Genomic DNA, 17,547 nt, shown 5'->3' on the forward strand with positions numbered 1-17,547 from the left:
CGTGCTCCAGCTGTGCAGGTGCATCTGTACGTGGTCAGCTTTTCCCACAGGCCGTCAGAGCACCATAAGCCGAGGCTGTGGGTCGGCCGCCACCACTCCTTATACGGGTCATCTCGCAGTAAACGGACACACTATCGACACCTTCCCGTGGCCACACCCGCTCCGCCGCGGTGGCACCATGACGCGGTGACCCACGCACGGCAGCATCACATCCAGGTCGTCGCACACCGCGGAGCCTCCGAGGCCGCGCCGGAGCACACCCTGGCCGCCTACCGGACGGCGATCGAGGACGGCGCGGACGCCCTCGAGTGCGACGTGCGGCTGACGGCGGACGGCCACCTCGTGTGCGTGCACGACCGCCGCGTCAACCGTACGTCCAACGGCCGCGGCGCGGTCTCCGCCCTGGAACTCGCCGACCTGGCCGCGCTGGACTTCGGCTCCCGGCACTCCCGCGCCCCCTGGCGCGGCCGCGACGAGGAGCCCGACTGGGTCGTACACCCCGAGGACCCGGAGGACACCTCCGTCCTCACCCTGGAGCGGCTGCTGGAGCTCGTCTCCGACGCGGGACGGCGGGTGGAGCTGGCCATCGAGACCAAGCACCCCACGCGGTGGGCCGGCCAGGTCGAGGAGCGGCTGCTCGCCCTGCTGAAGCGGTTCGGCCTGGACGCTCCGACCGTTCCCGCCGACTCGCCGGTGCGGGTGATGAGCTTCTCGGCGCGCTCCCTGCACCGGGTGCGGGCGGCCTCCCCGACGCTGCCGACGGTCTACCTGATGCAGTTCGTCTCGCCCCGGCTGCGCGACGGACGGCTGCCGGCCGGGGTCCGGATCGCGGGTCCCTCGATCCGCATCGTGCGGGGGCATCCGGGGTACGTCGAGCGGCTGAAGGCAGCCGGGCACCAGGTCCACGTGTGGACGGTGAACGACCCGGAGGACGTCGCTCTCTGTGTCGATCTCGGCGTCGACGCCATCATCACCAACCGTCCGGGACCCGCCCTGCGCCAGCTCGGCCGCTGACAGGCCGCCTGCCAGCCGCCCGTAGGCCGCCGACAGGCCACCGATCGGCCACTGATCGGTCACGGGCCTTGACCTCGCACCCGCCGCTCCAGCAGGCTCCGGTTCAAGCCACTTTGACGATATTCGGCCATGCGGTGACAAGGAGTGCTCCGGCGCGTTCGCTGCGTGTTCGATCCTCGTGAATGCGTCGTCGGGCGCTGGATGGCCGGTTTCCGGTTCAGGCCAATGGGGCATCCACACCGTGGCGTGGGGCGAAGGAGGTCTCGGGGGTGGCGTTGGTGGTGGCACAGGAGGTGCCCACGTCGTCGTGCATGGCCGTACCCCATGGCCCTGCGGGCGTGGGGGAAGCAAGACGCCGGATGCGTGAGCAACTGCGCAGGGGTGGTGTGGCGGAACCGGTCGTCGACGACGCCGTTCTGGTCCTTTCCGAACTGCTGAGCAATGCGTGCAGGCACGGCCGGCCGCTGGGCGGCGCCCTGGCCGGCGACGGGGACGTCCGGGCCGCTTGGCGCGTCGACGCGGCCGGCCGGCTGGTCGTCGAGGTGACGGACGGCGGCGGCCCGACCCGCCCGGCCCCCGCCACCCCGTCGGTCACCGCGCACGGCGGTCGCGGACTGAACATCATCACGGCCCTCTGCGACGACTGGGGAGTGCGGGACGACGTCCGCGGCGAGGTCACCGTGTGGGTGATCGTCCACGACGACGTCCACGACCCGGACGCCGGTCATCGCCGGGACGGCTTCGCCGGGCGCGTCGCGGCGCCCGCGGCGGTGGCCGCCCTGCCCGAGCTGGGCTTCGCCGCCCCCTTCGGCGACCTGGCCTGACCCGACCGGCACGGGACGCGGCGCGGCACGCGGGCGGGAAAGCCGCAGGGGACTCCGGCGCACGTGCCCGCCCGTGCGCGGGGTACGTGCGCGCGTCCCGGACAGCGATCCGATGCGGAGACTCATGCGGCTCCGCGCGGGGTGCGTGCGCGCGCGTCCCGGACCAGAGGGCCCTCCCCCGTGCACGGGACGCGCCCGCGGGGGCCGACGGCATTCCCGCGGGCGCCTCCGCTTGCACGTCCTCGCGCGGACGCTCCCCCGGCGCGGTCGACTCTGTACATGCGTCCCCGTACACGCGTCCCCGCGCAGACGTTCCCGCGCAGACGTTCCCCGTACGCGCGCACGCGTCACCGCCCCCATGAGCCCGCAGGGCCTCCGCACGGCGCAACCGTCCCCCCCGACCCAGCCCACCCCTTCCCCGGGCGGCCCCGGGCGCCCCACCCGTCTCCGCACGCCCCGCCGCGCGCGGTCGGGTTGTCCACAACGCCCGCCCCGTCCACAGCTTCCCGTCGCGAAGGGTGTGAACGACTAGGCTCGCGCCCGTACAAGACGAGCCGTAACCGGGAGACACCCAGATGGCCAAGAAGCGACCCCAGACGAAGGCCAAGCGCCCGCAGCTCACGGACGGAGAGATCCCGGTCGTCGGCGCCCGCGAGCCCTGCCCGTGCGGCAGCGGCCGGCGCTACAAGGCCTGCCACGGCCGGGCCGCGGCGCACGCGGCGACCGAGCTGGTGCAGCGCCCGTTCGAGGGCCTGCCCGGCGAGTGCGACTGGGTGGCGCTGCGCGAGCTGGTCCCCGCGGCCACGGCCGAGCTGACGCTCAAGGACGGCCTGCCCGAGGGCGTGCCGTCGGTCCGGCTGGCCACCGTCCTGCCGATGGCCTGGCCAGCGCTGCGCCGCGACGACGGCTCGGTCCTCATCGGCCTGCAGAACGACACGGCGTCCGGCGACATCAGCCGCGACCTCGCCGACACGCTCCTGCGCGCGCTGGAGGCCGAGCCCGGCAACCCGGTGCAGGGCCGCCGCGCCCCGGCCGACGGCCCCCGGCTCCAGGACCTGCTGGACCCCGAGGCCCCCTTCGCGCCCGAGGTGCACGAGGGCTTCGAGTTCTGGGTCCCGGACGCGGGGAACGCGGCGCCGGAGGTGGCCGCCTCCCTGGAGCGGGCCAACGCCGCGGCGATCCCGACCGTGCGCCTGGAGGGCGTGGACTGCGCCTACTGGTGCCGGACGCCGGAGAAGAACCACCTGCGCTGGGTCATGCCGCACCCGGAGGAGCAGCTTCTGGACGCTCTGGCGCGGCTGCACGCGGCGGGCGTCTCCAGCCTCGGCGAAGGCACCCGGCTGGTCGGCTCCTTCCGAGCTCACGGCCTCACCGTGCCCGTCTGGGACCTGCCCGGCGAGGTCGGCGCCCAGGACGTGGAGAAGCCGGCCGCCGAGTTCGCCGAGCGGCTGGCCGGGGCGCTGGCCGCGGACGCGCCGCTGACCCCCGAGGAGCGCCGGGCCCGCGGCGGGCTGACCAACCGGCAGGTCACGCTCAGCTGAGCCGGGGGCCCACCGGCCGTGCTGACCGACCGGTCAGCCGGACGCCCCGCGCGGAACAGGTAGCTCCGGTTTCAACTCCCGGTCCGCGCGGGCGAGTCGGTGTGACCGGAAAGACGGCACACCGGGTGACTGGAAAGCCGGGATCGAATTTGCGAACCGCCGATCTCTTGTTACCGTTCCAGTAGCCCGGTTGCTGGTGCATCCCCCGTCGCCAGCAACCGGGTCTTTCCATGTGCACTGCCGCTCACCGAGCGCAGCCGCCCGTCAACGCCTCGCTTTCGCAGGTGAGTTGGAGCCGGAGCGCAGCAGCATCGGTCCGCTTCCCGGGCGCCCGGCGAACTCGGCGACGGCCGTGTAGGCACCCGGCGCGCCACGGGTGTGCTCCCGGGGCGTGTCGCACGTCCCGGGTTCGTCGCCGCCGTCCAGCGCGCAGTGGATCCGCAGGGTGCGCTCGTCCGGGCCCATGAGGGTCAGCGCGGCGTCCAGGGCCCGGCCGGTCGCGTTGCGGTAGTAGGTGCGCGCCCAGGTGTCCGCGCCCTGGGTCAGCACACAGGTCTGCGCCTCGACACCACCGGGCGAGGCGACCTCGGGGCCGCAGCGGGTGGCGGTCGCCAGTCCCAGACCGAGCAGGAACGGCGTACGGGTGGGCGCGGCGGTCGGCATCTTGCCGTCGGCGGCCGGGCGGTCCGGCGCGGCGGACGAGGCGGCGGCACGTCCCCGGTCGTCCGGGCCACCCGGGGCTCCCGGAACGCCCCGGTCGCCGACCTGGCCCGCGGACGCCACGGCCAGCGGCAGCGCGACGGCGCACACCACGACGCCGATGAGGGCGTACAGCCGGACCCGCCGGGGATCGGCGCCGCCCGTACGCTCCGCCTCCGGGCCCCGGCGGTCGCCGCATCCGCGCGGACCGCCGTCTCCGTGTCCGTGCGGGCGGCCGCTTCCGTGTCCCTCGGGATGGCGCAACATAAAGGGAAGATAACGACCAGAACGGGCGGTTGCCCCCGGCGCGCCCGACACCCCTACAACTCGGGCGCGCTCACACCCTTCCGAGTGAGGGCGTCCACCACCGCGTCCACCACGGCCTCCACGCCGGGCACCCAGGGGGCGGCGGAGCCGGGCAGCGGGGCGCGCTCCCAGCGGACCGGGCCTGCCCCCGTCTCCGAGGGCGGCAGGGCGATGTAGCCGCCCTCGCCGTGGAAGCGCAGCGAGCCGGGCACGAAGTCCTTGGCGTAGAGCAGTTCGCCGAGCCGCTCCAGGGAGTAGGGCTCGACGAGGATGGACCAGCGCGCCGACGAGGCGACGACCGGGCCGAGCCGCATGCCCGCCCGGTCCAGGGTGCGCAGGGCGCTCGCCGCCGCCAGCGCCGGCAGGCTCACCGCGCAGGGCGCCTTGCCGCCGGTGGCCAGGACGATCGGCGCGGCGGGCCGGTTGGTCCACCACCAGCGGACCATCCGGGCATCGGTGGTCGCCGCGAGCAGACCGGGGTCGAAGGGGTGTGCGCCGGGCACCGTGCACTCGGGGTCGGGGCAGGCGCAGCGCTCGGGCCGCCGCGCGTCCCTCGCCACGCCCGGGAGCACCGGCCACTGCCACTGGGCGGCGAAGGTCAGGGCCGCGTCGATCGGCTCGGGCCTCCCGTCACCGCGCCTGGACAGGAGCCTGCGTCGCCTTCCGGGGATCTCGCGCATGAGCGCTCGTCCTTTCCGTTGCACCGCTGGCAACACCGTGGACCACATCACACCATGTGTCGATCACTTCACTGGGCGTACCTGTTGGCGCATCACACCCCTGCCGTCAGCACGGGGAACCCTCTGGGCCGGGCACCGGCTGCTTCCGCTGCAGCCCTGCCCATACGCGTCTCTCAAGAGCATGGGCGTGGCGCGGGGTGGCGGAGTGTGGCGTTTTGCTGTCGCGCGTTCTGCTCTCCGCCGCCGTCACGCGAGGATGGGGCACGGCCGTCGGTGGATAGGACGCCCGGGTCCGTCGCCAGGTTCCGGGCAGCTCCCAACCACCCCTGGTCTTCTCCGAGTACGTACCCATCACGACCGCTGTGACGCTCTGTGGAGCGAAACCAGTCGACCGCAATAAGCCGTTACCCGAGGCAGTTTCAAGCCAACTTCGTTGATACGCAAGAGTCCAGGCACATCACCACGGCAGGCGCGCTGACACCAGGAATCCCGGCAGGACAATGCTGGACATCCCCTCACGAGTGCGTGTACATGTGGAGACACTGCCGGCGGCGCAGAATGACATGGGGGTTTGCGATGCTTTTGAGCAGTACGCACCGGTCGGAAAGCCGGACGCCATGAACGCCCCGCACCCTCCGAAAGTGGCCGGAATCGATTCAACGGTTCCCGCACCCGCACACACTGTCGCGCCCATCCCCCCTGCCCCGGACGCCTCCTCCGCCGCCGGCGCGAGCAGCGCGCACTCCGCGCACACCGCCCATCCGCCGGGCGCCCTCCTCCAGGACCGGCTCGCCGGCTGGGTCTCCGATCTCACCACGCTGCACGAACTGACGGAGCGGCTGGCCCGTACGAACCGGCTCGACGCCGCGCTGGAGGAGCTGCTGCACGCCGGCGCCGCCCTCGTGGGCGCCCGGCGCGGCCTGGTCGTCCTCGAACCGGACGACGGACTCGGCCCCGACACGACCGTCGGCCTGGGTCTGGCCCGCGCCGACCTGGGCCACATCGAGACCGTCCCGCGCGCCTCGATGCCCTACGGCGCCCTGCTGGACACCGCGGCGGGACTGCCCGGCGGCGACGGTGAGATCGTGCGCGCCGACCTGTTCGCCGAGGAGGGCCTCGACCCCCGCCACCGCGAGGTGGCCGCCCGGCTCGGCTACGCGGCGGGCTACGCGCTGCCCCTGTCCACCGAGGCCGCCGGCCGGCTCGGCGCCGCGACCTGGCTCTACGACGAGCCCGCCGAACCCGACGAACGGCAGCGCCACCTGGCCGGTCTCTACGTCCGCTTCGCCACCGAGCACCTGGCCCGGCTGCTCGAAGGCGAACGCACGCGCGCGTGCATGGCGACGATGCGCGAGGAACTGCTGCCGTCCCGGCTGCCGCGGGTGCCCGGTGTCCGGCTGGCCGCCCGGCACCGCACCGGCCCGCGCGGCGGCGGCGACTGGTACGACGCGCTGCCGCTGCCCGACGCCGCGCTCGGCCTCGCGGTCGGCTCGGTGACCGGTTCCGGGCCCGGCGCGGTCGCCGCGATGGGCCGGCTGCGCGCCTCCCTGCGGGCGTACGCGGTGATGGAGGGCGAGGACCCCGTCGCCGTCCTGTCCGATCTGGAGCTGCTGCTGCGGCTGACCGAGCCCGCCCGCTCCGCCACCGCCCTGTTCGCCTACTGCGAGCCGGCGCTGCGCCGGATCACCGTGGCCGGGGCGGGGCACTGCCCGCCGCTGGTGCTCGGCGAACGGCGCACCGAGTACGTGGAGACGACCGTGTCCGCGCCGCTCGGCATGCTCGCCTGCTGGGAGGCGCCCAGCGTGGAGTTCCAGGTCGGCGCAGGCGAAACGGTGCTGCTGTACACCGACGGGCTGCTGCACCGTACCGGCGACCCCGCCGACCGTGCCTTCGCGCGGCTGCGCGCCGCCGCGGCCGGGGTCCCGCGCGCGGTGCGCCACGACCCGGACGCGGTCGCCGACCATGTGCTGCGCACCGTCCTGCCCGACGGCCTGGACGTGACCGACGGCATGGAGGACGTGGCCCTGCTGGCGGCCCGTTTCGAGTAGCTCCCCCGGCACTCCGGGTCACTGTCGCGCCCGTGGCGGACGCTCTCCTCGGACCCCTTCCGTACGACCGTACGATGGGAGTGGTCCAGTGCCGTATCAAGGAGGAAGACCGTGGCGAAGGAGCTCCCGGAGACCCCGGAGACTGCCGAGGAAGAGCCGATCAAGCAGCGCAAGAACGGCCTGTACCCGGGCGTGTCCGACGAGCTGGCCGAGAGCATGAAGTCCGGCTGGGCCGACACCGAGCTGCACGAGCTGGAGCCCGTCGAGCAGGCCGCGCACACCGCCCGGCGCCGCGCCGCGCTCTCCGCGCGCTTCCCCGGTGAGCGCCTGGTCGTCCCCGCGGGCAACCTGAAGACCCGCTCCAACGACACGGAGTACTCCTTCCGCTCCTCGGTCGAGTACGCCTACCTCACCGGCAACCAGACGGAGGACGGCGTCCTGGTCCTGGAGCCCACCGCCGACGGCCACCGGGAGACCATCTACCTGCTGCCCCGCTCCGACCGCGAGAACGGCGAGTTCTGGCTGGACGGGCAGGGCGAGCTGTGGGTCGGCCGCCGCCACTCCCTGACCGAGTCCGAGGCGCTGTACGGCATCCCGGCGGCCGACGTCCGCGAGCTGGCCGACGCGCTGCGCGAGGCCACCGGCCCGGTCCGCGTGGTGCGCGGCCACGACGCCGGCATCGAGGCGGCCCTGGCCGACAAGGTCACCGCCGAGCGCGACGAGGAGCTGCGCGTCTTCCTGTCCGAGGCCCGCCTGGTCAAGGACGACTTCGAGGTCGGCGAGCTGCAGAAGGCCGTCGACTCCACGGTGCGCGGCTTCGAGGACGTGGTGAAGGTCCTCGACAAGGCCGAGGCGACCAGCGAGCGCTACATCGAGGGCACCTTCTTCCTCCGCGCGCGTGTGGAGGGCAACGACGTCGGCTACGGCACCATCGCCGCCGCCGGCCCGCACGCCTGCACGCTGCACTGGGTGCGCAACGACGGCCCGGTCCGCTCCGGCGACCTGCTCCTGCTGGACGCGGGCGTGGAGACGCACACCCTGTACACCGCGGACGTGACGCGCACGCTGCCGATCGACGGCACGTACAGCGAGATCCAGAAGAAGATCTACGACGCCGTGTACGACGCCCAGGAGGCGGGCATCGCGGCCGTGAAGCCCGGCGCCAAGTACCGCGACTTCCACGACGCCGCGCAGCGCGTGCTGGCCGAGCGGCTCGTCGCGTGGGGCCTCGTCGAGGGCCCGGTCGAGCGGGTCCTGGAGCTGGGCCTCCAGCGCCGCTGGACGCTGCACGGCACCGGTCACATGCTCGGCCTCGACGTCCACGACTGCGCCGTCGCGCGCACCGAGACGTACGTGGACGGCACGCTGGAGCCGGGCATGGTCCTCACCGTCGAGCCCGGCCTGTACTTCCAGGCCGACGACCTGACGGTCCCCGAGGAGTACCGCGGCATCGGCGTCCGCATCGAGGACGACATCCTGGTCACCGAGGACGGCAACCGGAACCTGTCGGCCGCGCTGCCGCGCCGGTCCGACGAGGTCGAGGCGTGGATGGCGGCCCTGAAGGGCTGATCGGCGAAGAGCGGCCGGGCACCCGAGCGGTGCCCGGCCGTACACATGCCCAGGGGGAGGGTTTCGTGCAGGTGGACGGCTTCTTGCCCGGTGCCGGGGTGGATCTGCATCTGGAACCGGACGCGGCGGCGGGCCGCCGGGCCGGACTGGAGAAGGCGCTCAGGGCCGCGGTGCGGGAGGGACGGCTGGCTCCCGGGGCCAGACTGCCCGCGACCCGGCGTCTCGCCCTCGAACTGGGCGTCTCACGGGGCACCGTGAAGGCCGCCTACGACCAGTTGGTCGCCGAGGGCTACCTGACGGCGCGGCAGGGCTCGGGCACCCGGGTCGCCGCGCTGCCCGCCGTGGACGCGGAACAGCCCGGAGCGGCGGCACGCGCGCGTGCGCCCCGCTTCGACCTCAGGCCCGGCAGCCCGGACGTGGGCGCCTTCCCGGCGGCCGCCTGGCTGCGGGCGCTGCGCCGCGCCATCGCGACGGCGCCCTCGCTGGCGTACGACTACGGCGACCCGCGGGGCCGCATCGAGCTGCGCACCGCGCTGTCGGGGTACCTGGGGCGGGCCCGCGGGGTGGTGGCGCCGCCGGAGCGGATCGTCGTCACCTCCGGGTACGTGCAGGGGCTGGCCCTGCTCACCCGGGTGCTGGACGGCGCCTCGGTCGCCATGGAGGACCCCGGGCTGCCCTTCCACCGGGACGTGGTGCGGCACAACGGCGGGACCGTGGTGCCGGTCCGGGTCGACGAACGCGGGGTGCGCGCGCAGGACCTGGGCGAGCAGTCGGCCGTCGTCGTCACCCCCGCGCACCAGTACCCGACCGGCGTCACCCTGCATCCCGAGCGGCGGCGGGCGCTCACCGACTGGGCACGCGCGCGTGGCGCCCTGATCGTCGAGGACGACTACGACGGGGAGTTCCGTTACGACCGCCAGCCGGTGGGCGCGCTCCAGGGCATGGCGCCCGGTCATGTCGCCTACCTCGGCACCGCCTCCAAGACCCTTGGGCCCGCACTGAGACTGGGCTGGATGGTGCTCCCGCCGCACCTGGTCGACGCGGTGGCCGAGGCCAAGCTGCACAGCGACCACCACACCGAGTCCATCGGGCAGCTGGCCCTCGCCGAGCTGATCGACAGCCACGCCTACGACCGGCATGTGCGCGCGTGCCGGCTGCGCTACCGGCGCCGCCGGGACCAGCTCCTGGGGCGGCTGGGCGGGCGCCGTCCGGTGCGCGGGATCGCCGCCGGGCTGCACGCCCTGGTCGATGTGGCGGACGAGGAGCGGGTGCTGGCCCGCGCCGAGGAGGCGGGGCTGGCGCTCGGCCGTCTCGGCGAGCACTGGCACACGCCCGGCGCGGGCCACCCGCAAGGGCTCGTCGTCGGCTACGGGACGCCCAGGGAGCGGACCTACCCGGAGGCGCTGGAGGCGCTGGCGAAGGTCCTGGACGGCGTGTGAGGCCGCGCTGCCGCCGGGGCGGCGGGGTGGTGCCACCGGGGGTGGCGGGCTACGGGGGCGACCGCAGTCAGACCGCCGCCAGCGGAGCGTCGTCGCGCCACTTGAGGATCTTGTCGAAGCTCACCACCGCACCGCCCCGCCCCGGCTCGTTGCCGATGTGGACGTGGTCGGCCAGCTCCCGGATGAGGCACAGGCCGCGGCCGTGCTCGGCGTCCGTGTGCGGGGCGCGGACCGGCACGCGGTGCCCCTCGCCCGGGAAGCCGGGGCCGGTGTCGGCCACCTCGATACGGCACTTCTCCCCGTCGAGGTAGGCGGTCACCCGGTAGTCCTGCGAACCTGCGCCGTCCCCGCCGTGCTCCACGGCGTTCGCGCAGGCCTCGCTCAGGGCGACCGACAGGTCGAAGGAGATGTCGGGGTCGACGCCCGCGGTCTCCATCGTGCCGAGCAGGAGCCGCCGGGCGAGGGGCACGCTCGCAGCGTCACGCCGCAGATGGAGTGACCACCAGATGCTCATGCTCCAGCCTCCTGGCCGCGGCTCGACATACCGATACGTATTGCCCGGCGTGCCCGGCCGTAAGCACCGCGTTGACACGGCGACGCCCGTTCGGCGGATGCGAGGACGGAGGGGATCGGTGTATGCACGGGCGCATACGCCGTGGAAGGTGACCTGTCCGGAGGTACCGCACCTTGTGGACCTGCCGTACGGAGCACCGGTGCCCAGTGGGATGATGAGGCCGCCATGACTGCCCCCCACTCGCGCGCGGCATCCGCCGGACGCGATCTCAGGCTGCTGCGGGCCGCGGTGTTCGCCGCGGTCTGCGTCGTGCTGGCCGCGGCGGGGCACACCCTGGGCTCCTGCGCCACCGTCCCGCTGTGGACGCTGGGCGCGGGTTTCCTGGGGGCGCTCGTGGTCGTCGTACCGCTGGCCGGGCGCGCCCGCTCGCTGCCCGGGATCGCGGCGCTGCTCGCGGCGGGCCAGCTGGTGCTGCACGCGCTGTTCGGACTCGGACAGCACGGGGCGGGCATGGTGTCCGGCGCGATACCGATGGGCTCGACGGGTTCCATGGGAGCCATGGGAGCCATGGGGCCCCTGGGCTCGACGGTTTCGGCGGGCGCGGCGGGTTCGGCGGTGCCGGGCGGTTCCCTGGGCCACGCGGGCCATGTGCTGTCCGACGCCGCGCTGGTGGAGCGGGCCGCGCGATACCTGTGCGGCACCACCACCGCGGGGATCACCCCGGCACGGGCCTACCGGATCCTCGTCGACGCCCATGTCTACCCGTCCGGAGCCGCGGCACCGACCGGCGCGACCGGTCCGGCGGCCGTCCCGCACGGCGCCGGGTCCCTCGCCGCGCTGCTGCCGTCCCTGCCCATGCTGCTCGGCCATGTGCTCGCCGCGCTGGCCGCGGGCTGGCTGCTGCGCCGTGGCGACCTCGCCCTGGTGCGGCTGATCGCACTGTCGGCGCACGGAGTCGCCGAGGGCGCGCTCGTACGGTCCCTGCGCGGGGCGCTCGCCCTGGTGTGCGCCCTGTGCGCCGGGCTGCCGGCGCTGCCGGGCACGGGCCCGCGCGTCCCGCGCGCCGCCGACCGCGTCCTGCCGCCGCCGACCGCCACCGCCCTCCAGCACACGGTGATCCGGCGCGGTCCGCCCGCCGCCGTCCTCGTCCTCGCCGCCTGACGCGACGCGACCAGCACTCCACGGTCCCGGCCCACCCGGCCGGAACGGAGGGGGAGGCCGCCGTCGTGCGGCGTCCCCGCGCGTGCCCGCCCCGCGGGCGGTCCGCACCGGCGTACGTCCCGGTGCGCACGCTCCCTCGCACCGCCCCGGAGCACGCGCCCTCTCCCGACCACCGGATCCACCGGACCACCGGACCACCGGACCCACTCGAAGTGGAGTGTTCTCTGTGATGCAGGCCATCAGCCGCAAGACCTCTCGTCTCGCCACCGTCGGCGCCCTCGCGGGCGCGGCCGTCCTCGCCGTCTCCGTCCCCGCGTTCGCGCACGTCACCGTGGCGGCGGAGGGCGCCGCGGCCAAGGGCGGCTACGCCGTCGTCGACTTCAAGGTGCCCAACGAGCGCGACAACGCCTCCACCACCAAGCTGGAGGTCGCCTTCCCGACCGATCACCCGCTGGCCTCGGTGATGCCGGAGCCGGTCAACGGCTGGAAGGTCGAGGTCACCAAGTCCAAGCTGGACAAGCCCCTGGAGATGCACGGCAAGCAGATCTCCGAGGCGGTCAGCAAGGTCACCTGGACCGCCACCGACGGCAAGGGCATCCTGCCGGGCTACTTCCAGAAGTTCCCGGTGTCCGTGGGCGCGCTGCCCCAGGACGCCGACCAGCTCGCCTTCAAGGCCCTCCAGACGTACTCCAACAAGGAGGTCGTCCGCTGGATCGAGGTCCCGCAGAAGGGCCAGGCCGAGCCCGACAACCCGGCACCGACGCTCCAGCTGACCGCCGCGGCGGACGACGCCCACGGAGCGGCGGCCCAGAACACCTCCGCCGGTTCCAAGTCCGCCGAGAGCACCCCCACCGCCGCCGCCGCCGCCGCCGAGAGCGGCAGTGACACCACCGCCCGCGTCCTCGGCGTCGTGGGCATCGTCGTCGGCGCGGCCGGCGTGGCGTACGGCGTGTTCGCCGGGCGCCGCCGGACCGCCGCCTGATCCTGCTCGTCCGTGCCGCGCACCGGGACCGCACGAGGTCCGGGTACGGCCGCCCCCCGTGTGGGGCGTACGGGCCCGGTGCGCGCCGGAGTTCTCACATCTGGGACATTTTTCTATGCGCAAGAAGACGTTCGCCGCGGCCGCACTGCTCGCCGCCGCGACGATGACCCTGTCCGCCTGCGGCAGCGGTGACGGCGACGAGAAGGCCGCCACCGTCGTCGCCGAGCAGCCCTCGCAGCAGCCCGCGACCGTGCTCGACCAGCCCTTCGAGAAGCCCGACCTGGTGCTGACCGACGTCCACGGCAAGAAGTACGACCTCCGCAAGGAGACCGCGGGCCGGCCCACCCTGATCTACTTCGGCTACACCCACTGCCCCGATGTCTGCCCGCTGACGATGAACAACCTGGCGGTCGCCAAGAAGGCCCTGCCCAAGGCGGACCAGGACAAGCTGCGGGTGGTGTTCGTCACCACCGACCCCGGCCGAGACACACCCGCCGAACTCGGCAAGTGGCTCAACGGCATCGACCCGCAGTTCGTCGGTCTGACCGGCGACTACGCCACCATCGAGGCCGGTGCGCGCAGCATCGGCATCACCGTCGAGCCGACCAAGAAGGACAAGAACGGCAAGCTCGTGTCGGTGCACGGCGCCCAGGTCGTCGCGTTCTCCCCGAAGAACGACACGGGTTATGTGGTCTACGACGAGGACGCCACCGTAGGCGACTACACCAAGGGCCTGCCCAAGCTGATCAAGGGAGAGAACCCGTGAGGCGCCGGGCGGCGGCCGGACTGACGGCGGTGGCCCTGGCCGGCACGGCCCTGCTGAGCGGCTGCGGCGGCTCGGCCTCCGGCGCCGAGCCCGCCGGGAAGGCCGAACTGTCCGTCAGCGGCGCCTACATGCCCCAGCCGGTGTCCGACTCGATGGCGGCCGGTTTCCTGACGATAGTCAACAAGGGCGACGCCGACGACGAGCTGACGTCGGTGACCAGTGACGCCGCGGGTTCCGTGACCGCGCACCGCACGGTCGGCCAGACGATGCAGGAGGCGGACCGGCTCACCGTGCCCGCCCACGGCCGGCTGGTGTTCAAGAGCGGTGCGAACCACCTGATGTTCGACATGCTCAAGCACCGGCCCCAGCAGGGCCAGACGGTCTCCGTCCAGCTGCACTTCGCCAAGTCCGGCGATCTGCGGGTCGAGATGCCGGTGAAGCCCGCCACGTACGTCCCCGAGACCGGACACTGAGGGAGGGACCACCTTGACGCCGACCATCACCCCCCGCGTACGGAACCTGGTGCTGCTGTTCCTGGCCGTCGCCTGCGCGATCCTGGCCGGTGCCGCACCGGCCTCCGCGCACGCCGCGCTGACCGGCAGCGACCCCCGGCAGGGGGCGGTGGTCGCCCAGGCACCCGCCCAGGTCTCGCTGACCTTCTCCGAGGAGGTCGCGATGAACGGTGACTCGCTGCGGGTGCTCGATCCCAAGGGTGCCCGCGTCGACACCGGGAAACCGGCCCACGTCAGCGGCACCACGTACAGCGTGCGGCTGCGCGGCGGGCTGACCAAGGGCACGTACACCGTCACCTACCAGGTGGTCTCCGCCGACAGCCACCCCGTGGGCGGCGCCTACACCTTCTCCATCGGGGCGCCCTCCAAGACCGCGGTCGTGGCCGGCGGCCAGGACGTGGGCGGCGGGTTCGTCGGCTGGCTGTACGGCATCGGGCGCTATGTGTCGTACGCCGGTTTCATCGTCCTGACCGGCGGCGCCGCCTTCGTCCTGGCCTGCTGGCAGCGCGGCGCCGGGGTGCGGGCCGTGCAGCGGCTCGTCGTCTCCGGCTGGGTCGCGCTCACCGCGGCCACCCTGGCGCTGCTGCTCCTGCGCGGCTCCTACACCACCTCCGGGAAGGCCGGGGACATCTTCGACCTGAACCTGCTCGGAGAGGTGCTCCAGACCAAGACGGGCGCCGCCCTCGTCTCCCGGCTGCTGCTGCTCGCCGCTGCGGCGCTCTTCGTCGCGGTGCTCTTCGGGGCGTACGAGAAGCGGCAGGACGAGGAGAAGCGGGACCTGACGTTCGGGCTGGCGATCGGGGGCGTCGTGGTCGCCGCCGGGCTTGCGGCGAGCTGGGCCCTGGCCGAGCACGCCTCGGTCGGCCTCCAGCCGGGCATCGCGATGCCGGTCGACGTCGTCCATCTGCTGGCCGTCGCCGCCTGGCTGGGCGGACTCGTCGCGCTGCTGGTCGCGCTCTACCGGACGCCCGCCGACACCCCGGTCGAGGCCGCGGCCGTACGCCGCTTCTCCCGTCTCGCCTTCGGCTCCGTGGTGGCCCTGGTCGCCACCGGCATCTACCAGTCCTGGCGCCAGGTCGGCTCTTGGACGGCGCTGACCGGCACCCGCTACGGGCAGCTGCTCCTGATCAAGGCCGGTCTGGTGCTGCTGATGGTCGCGGTCGCCTGGTTCTCCCGGCGCTGGACGGGGCGGCTGGCGGACACGGTGGGCGGTGGTGCCGCCGACCGGACGGCCACCGGATCCGCGGCCGGTTCCTCGGTTGGCTCCGCGGTTGGTTCCGCAAGCGGCTCTGTCATGGGTCCGCGCAAGGCGCCGGCCGGCGCGAAGAAGCCGGTCGGCGCGCGGAAGGGTGCGGCGGACGGGGAGACGGGGGGAGACGGCGCGGACGGGGACGCGGCGGAAGAGACGGACAGCGGGGCAGCCGGTAAGGGCGGGGCAGCCGGTAAGGCGGCTGCGAAGGCGGGCGACTCCGGTCGGGCCGCCCAGCTCGCCCGGCAGCGGGCCGCCGTGGACGCGGCACGGCAGAAGCGGCTGCGAGACGGTGACCCGAACCGGTTCGGGTTGCGCCGCTCGGTGCTGATGGAGGCCGGTGTCGCCGTCGTCCTGCTCGCCGTCACCACCGTGCTGACCCAGACGGAGCCGGGCCGCACGGAGGAGGAGGCCAAGGCGGCCACCTCGTCCTCGTCCACCTCCGCCGCCTCGTCCTCGACCGGTGCGGCCGCCCTCGACCTGCCGTTCGACACCGGCGGCCAGAACGGCCGGGGCGTCGTCCGGATCGACCTCGACCCCGCACGCGTGGGCGCCAACGAGCTGCACGTCTACGCACAGCGGCCGGACGGCAAGCCGTTCGACGTCGCCGAGCTCAAGATCGCCTTCACCCTCCCTGACCAGAAGATCGGGCCGCTCCCCGTCGCCCCCGACCACATCACCACCGGACACTGGGCGGCGGACGGGGTGCAGATCCCCATGGCGGGCGACTGGGAGGTCGCCGTGACCGTGCGGACCTCCGACATCGACCAGGTGACCGTCACCAAGAACGTCAAGATCGGCTGAACCACCATGCCCGACCAGTCCACCCCGAAGAACGCCTCCCGGAACACCCGGGCTTCCCGGTCCTCCCGGGCTTCCGTCCCCGCCGCCGGCTCCGGCTCCGCTTCGGCCGTGCCCGAGCCCAGGGCGGCCGACGCCGCCGCCGGGGCGGGCATCTCGCGGCGGCTGCTGCTCGGCACGGCCGGTGCCAGTGGGCTGGTCCTGGGTGCGGCGGGCGCGGCCATCGGATACACCGCCGCGCCCGCCGGTGCCACCCCGCTGACCGCGCTCGGCTCCGATCGGGCCGTGTTTCACGTGAAACACCAGCCCGGGATCACGGAGGGGCTCCAGTCCAGCGGCCATCTCGTCGCCTTCGACCTGACGGCCGGGTCGGGCCGCAAGGAGGCGGCGGCCCTGCTGCGCCGGTGGTCGGGGACCGCCGAACGGCTGATGGCGGGCGAGCCCGCCGCGCACGGTGACACCGGCGTCGCACGGGACGCGGGCCCCTCGTCCCTGACGATCACCTTCGGCTTCGGCCGGTCGTTCTTCGACCGGACCGGCCTGGCACAGCAGCGGCCCGCCGCCTTGGAGCCGCTGCCCGCCTTCTCCTCCGACCGGCTCGACAAGGCCCGCAGCGACGGCGATCTCTGGGTGCAGATCGGCGCCAACGATGCCCTGGTCGCCTTCCACGCTCTGCGTGCCCTCCAGAAGGACGCGGGCAGCGCCGCCCGGGTGCGCTGGCAGATGAACGGTTTCAACCGTTCCCCGGGCGCCACCGCGCACCCCATGACGGCCCGCAACCTGATGGGCCAGGTCGACGGCACCAACAACCCGAAGCCCAAGGACCCCGACTTCGACCAGCGCATCTTCGTCCCCGACGGGGGCCGGCCCGCCTGGATGGCGAACGGCTCCTACGTCGTCGTACGCCGGATCCGCATGCTCCTGGACGACTGGGAGAAGCTGTCCCTGCCCGAGCAGGAGAACGTCATCGGGCGCCGCAAGTCCGACGGCGCACCCCTCAGCGGGGGCACCGAGACGACCGCCATGGACCTGGAGAAGGCCGGCCAGGACGGCACCTACGTCGTCCCGGTCAACGCGCACGCCCGCATCACGCGCCCCGACCAGAACGGCGGCGCGGCCATGCTGCGGCGCCCGTTCTCGTACCACGACGGCATCGCACCGGACGGCACACCGGACGCGGGGCTGCTGTTCATCTGCTGGCAGGCCGATCCGCTGCGGGGCTTCGTACCGGTGCAGCGCAAGCTGGACCGCGGCGACGCGCTGTCGCCGTTCATCCGGCACGAGGCGAGCGGGCTGTTCGCCGTGCCGGGCGGGGCCGCACGGGGCGAGTACGTCGGGCAGCGGCTCCTGGAGGGATGACGCCTCGGAGGGCACAGCCCCGGAGGGCACACCTCTTCGAGGGTGAGGGGAACCGGGGCGGACCTTAGGGCGAGGGGAACGGG

At 73.8% G+C, this 17,547-nt stretch carries 15 protein-coding genes; 12 read left to right on the forward strand and 3 right to left on the reverse strand.

Annotated features, from left to right (window positions below; all coding sequences use genetic code 11):
- Positions 1-186: 186 nt before the first annotated feature.
- From A8713_RS15310 to A8713_RS15320, 3 genes are all read left to right on the forward strand, one after another.
- Positions 187-1,014 carry a glycerophosphodiester phosphodiesterase gene (locus tag A8713_RS15310; protein ID WP_064533996.1) on the forward strand — a complete coding sequence of 276 codons (828 nt, stop codon included), beginning with the start codon at positions 187-189 and terminating at the stop codon, positions 1,012-1,014.
- A gap of 182 nt (positions 1,015-1,196) precedes the next feature.
- The gene (locus tag A8713_RS15315) at positions 1,197-1,838 is read left to right on the forward strand and encodes an ATP-binding protein (protein ID WP_064533997.1); all 642 of its coding nucleotides are present in this window, start codon (positions 1,197-1,199) and stop codon (positions 1,836-1,838) included.
- A 575-nt stretch (positions 1,839-2,413) separates the two neighbouring features.
- Entirely contained in the window at positions 2,414-3,379 is a 966-nt protein-coding gene (locus A8713_RS15320) for a DUF5926 family protein (protein WP_064533998.1), read from the forward strand.
- A gap of 264 nt (positions 3,380-3,643) precedes the next feature.
- Here A8713_RS15320 and A8713_RS15325 read toward each other — a convergent pair whose 3' ends face one another.
- Entirely contained in the window at positions 3,644-4,345 is a 702-nt protein-coding gene (locus tag A8713_RS15325) for a hypothetical protein (RefSeq protein ID WP_079158974.1), read from the reverse strand.
- 53 nt (positions 4,346-4,398) lie between these two features.
- Positions 4,399-5,064, reverse strand: a complete 666-nt coding sequence (locus tag A8713_RS15330) for a bifunctional DNA primase/polymerase (RefSeq protein ID WP_064533999.1) — start codon at positions 5,062-5,064, stop codon at positions 4,399-4,401.
- Between the two features lie 500 nt (positions 5,065-5,564).
- Here A8713_RS15330 and A8713_RS15335 point away from each other — a divergent pair, with 500 nt between their 5' ends.
- From A8713_RS15335 to pdxR, 3 genes are all read left to right on the forward strand, one after another.
- On the forward strand, positions 5,565-7,112 hold the full coding sequence (locus tag A8713_RS15335; RefSeq protein ID WP_173860852.1) for a PP2C family protein-serine/threonine phosphatase: 1,548 nt from the start codon (positions 5,565-5,567) through the stop codon (positions 7,110-7,112).
- Between the two features lie 111 nt (positions 7,113-7,223).
- The gene (locus A8713_RS15340) at positions 7,224-8,681 is read left to right on the forward strand and encodes an aminopeptidase P family protein (protein ID WP_064534001.1); all 1,458 of its coding nucleotides are present in this window, start codon (positions 7,224-7,226) and stop codon (positions 8,679-8,681) included.
- Between the two features lie 71 nt (positions 8,682-8,752).
- A complete protein-coding gene (gene pdxR, locus A8713_RS15345; RefSeq protein WP_064537521.1) occupies positions 8,753-10,120 on the forward strand; it encodes a MocR-like pyridoxine biosynthesis transcription factor PdxR in 1,368 nt (455 codons plus the stop codon).
- A gap of 67 nt (positions 10,121-10,187) precedes the next feature.
- Here the strand turns inward: pdxR and A8713_RS15350 are convergent, their stop codons facing one another.
- Positions 10,188-10,634, reverse strand: coding sequence for an ATP-binding protein (locus A8713_RS15350; RefSeq protein WP_064534002.1), 447 nt, complete (start codon positions 10,632-10,634; stop codon positions 10,188-10,190).
- A gap of 225 nt (positions 10,635-10,859) precedes the next feature.
- Between A8713_RS15350 and A8713_RS15355 the strand changes: the two genes are divergently transcribed.
- From A8713_RS15355 to efeB, 6 genes are all read left to right on the forward strand, one after another.
- Complete coding sequence (locus tag A8713_RS15355) at positions 10,860-11,795, forward strand: hypothetical protein (protein WP_064534003.1); 936 nt, start codon at positions 10,860-10,862, stop codon at positions 11,793-11,795.
- Between the two features lie 229 nt (positions 11,796-12,024).
- Positions 12,025-12,777, forward strand: a complete 753-nt coding sequence (locus A8713_RS15360) for a YcnI family copper-binding membrane protein (RefSeq protein WP_064534004.1) — start codon at positions 12,025-12,027, stop codon at positions 12,775-12,777.
- Between the two features lie 115 nt (positions 12,778-12,892).
- Positions 12,893-13,543, forward strand: coding sequence for an SCO family protein (locus tag A8713_RS15365; protein WP_064534005.1), 651 nt, complete (start codon positions 12,893-12,895; stop codon positions 13,541-13,543).
- Positions 13,540-14,016, forward strand: coding sequence for a copper chaperone PCu(A)C (locus A8713_RS15370; protein WP_064534006.1), 477 nt, complete (start codon positions 13,540-13,542; stop codon positions 14,014-14,016). Before A8713_RS15365 ends, A8713_RS15370 begins: the two co-directional genes overlap by 4 nt.
- Positions 14,017-14,029: 13 nt before the next feature.
- Entirely contained in the window at positions 14,030-16,108 is a 2,079-nt protein-coding gene (locus tag A8713_RS15375; RefSeq protein WP_064534007.1) for a copper resistance protein CopC, read from the forward strand.
- A 6-nt stretch (positions 16,109-16,114) separates the two neighbouring features.
- Positions 16,115-17,464, forward strand: coding sequence for an iron uptake transporter deferrochelatase/peroxidase subunit (gene efeB, locus A8713_RS15380; protein WP_107440642.1), 1,350 nt, complete (start codon positions 16,115-16,117; stop codon positions 17,462-17,464).
- Positions 17,465-17,547 lie beyond the last annotated feature (83 nt).

Source organism: Streptomyces sp. SAT1, from assembly GCF_001654495.1.
GTDB classification, from domain to species: Bacteria; Actinomycetota; Actinomycetes; order Streptomycetales; family Streptomycetaceae; genus Streptomyces; species Streptomyces andamanensis.

Bases quoted from the DNA above. Each gene is read 5' to 3' on its own strand.
- A8713_RS15365 (WP_064534005.1), top strand. From the start codon at position 12,893: ATGCGCAAGAAGACGTTCGCCGCGGCCGCACTGCTCGCCGCCGCGACG.
- A8713_RS15350 (WP_064534002.1), bottom strand. From the start codon at position 10,634: ATGAGCATCTGGTGGTCACTCCATCTGCGGCGTGACGCTGCGAGCGTG.
- A8713_RS15325 (WP_079158974.1), bottom strand. From the start codon at position 4,345: ATGTTGCGCCATCCCGAGGGACACGGAAGCGGCCGCCCGCACGGACAC.
- efeB (WP_107440642.1), top strand. From the start codon at position 16,115: ATGCCCGACCAGTCCACCCCGAAGAACGCCTCCCGGAACACCCGGGCT.
- A8713_RS15360 (WP_064534004.1), top strand. From the start codon at position 12,025: ATGCAGGCCATCAGCCGCAAGACCTCTCGTCTCGCCACCGTCGGCGCC.
- A8713_RS15330 (WP_064533999.1), bottom strand. From the start codon at position 5,064: ATGCGCGAGATCCCCGGAAGGCGACGCAGGCTCCTGTCCAGGCGCGGT.
- A8713_RS15320 (WP_064533998.1), top strand. From the start codon at position 2,414: ATGGCCAAGAAGCGACCCCAGACGAAGGCCAAGCGCCCGCAGCTCACG.
- A8713_RS15315 (WP_064533997.1), top strand. From the start codon at position 1,197: ATGCGTCGTCGGGCGCTGGATGGCCGGTTTCCGGTTCAGGCCAATGGG.
- A8713_RS15355 (WP_064534003.1), top strand. From the start codon at position 10,860: ATGACTGCCCCCCACTCGCGCGCGGCATCCGCCGGACGCGATCTCAGG.
- A8713_RS15335 (WP_173860852.1), top strand. From the start codon at position 5,565: ATGCTGGACATCCCCTCACGAGTGCGTGTACATGTGGAGACACTGCCG.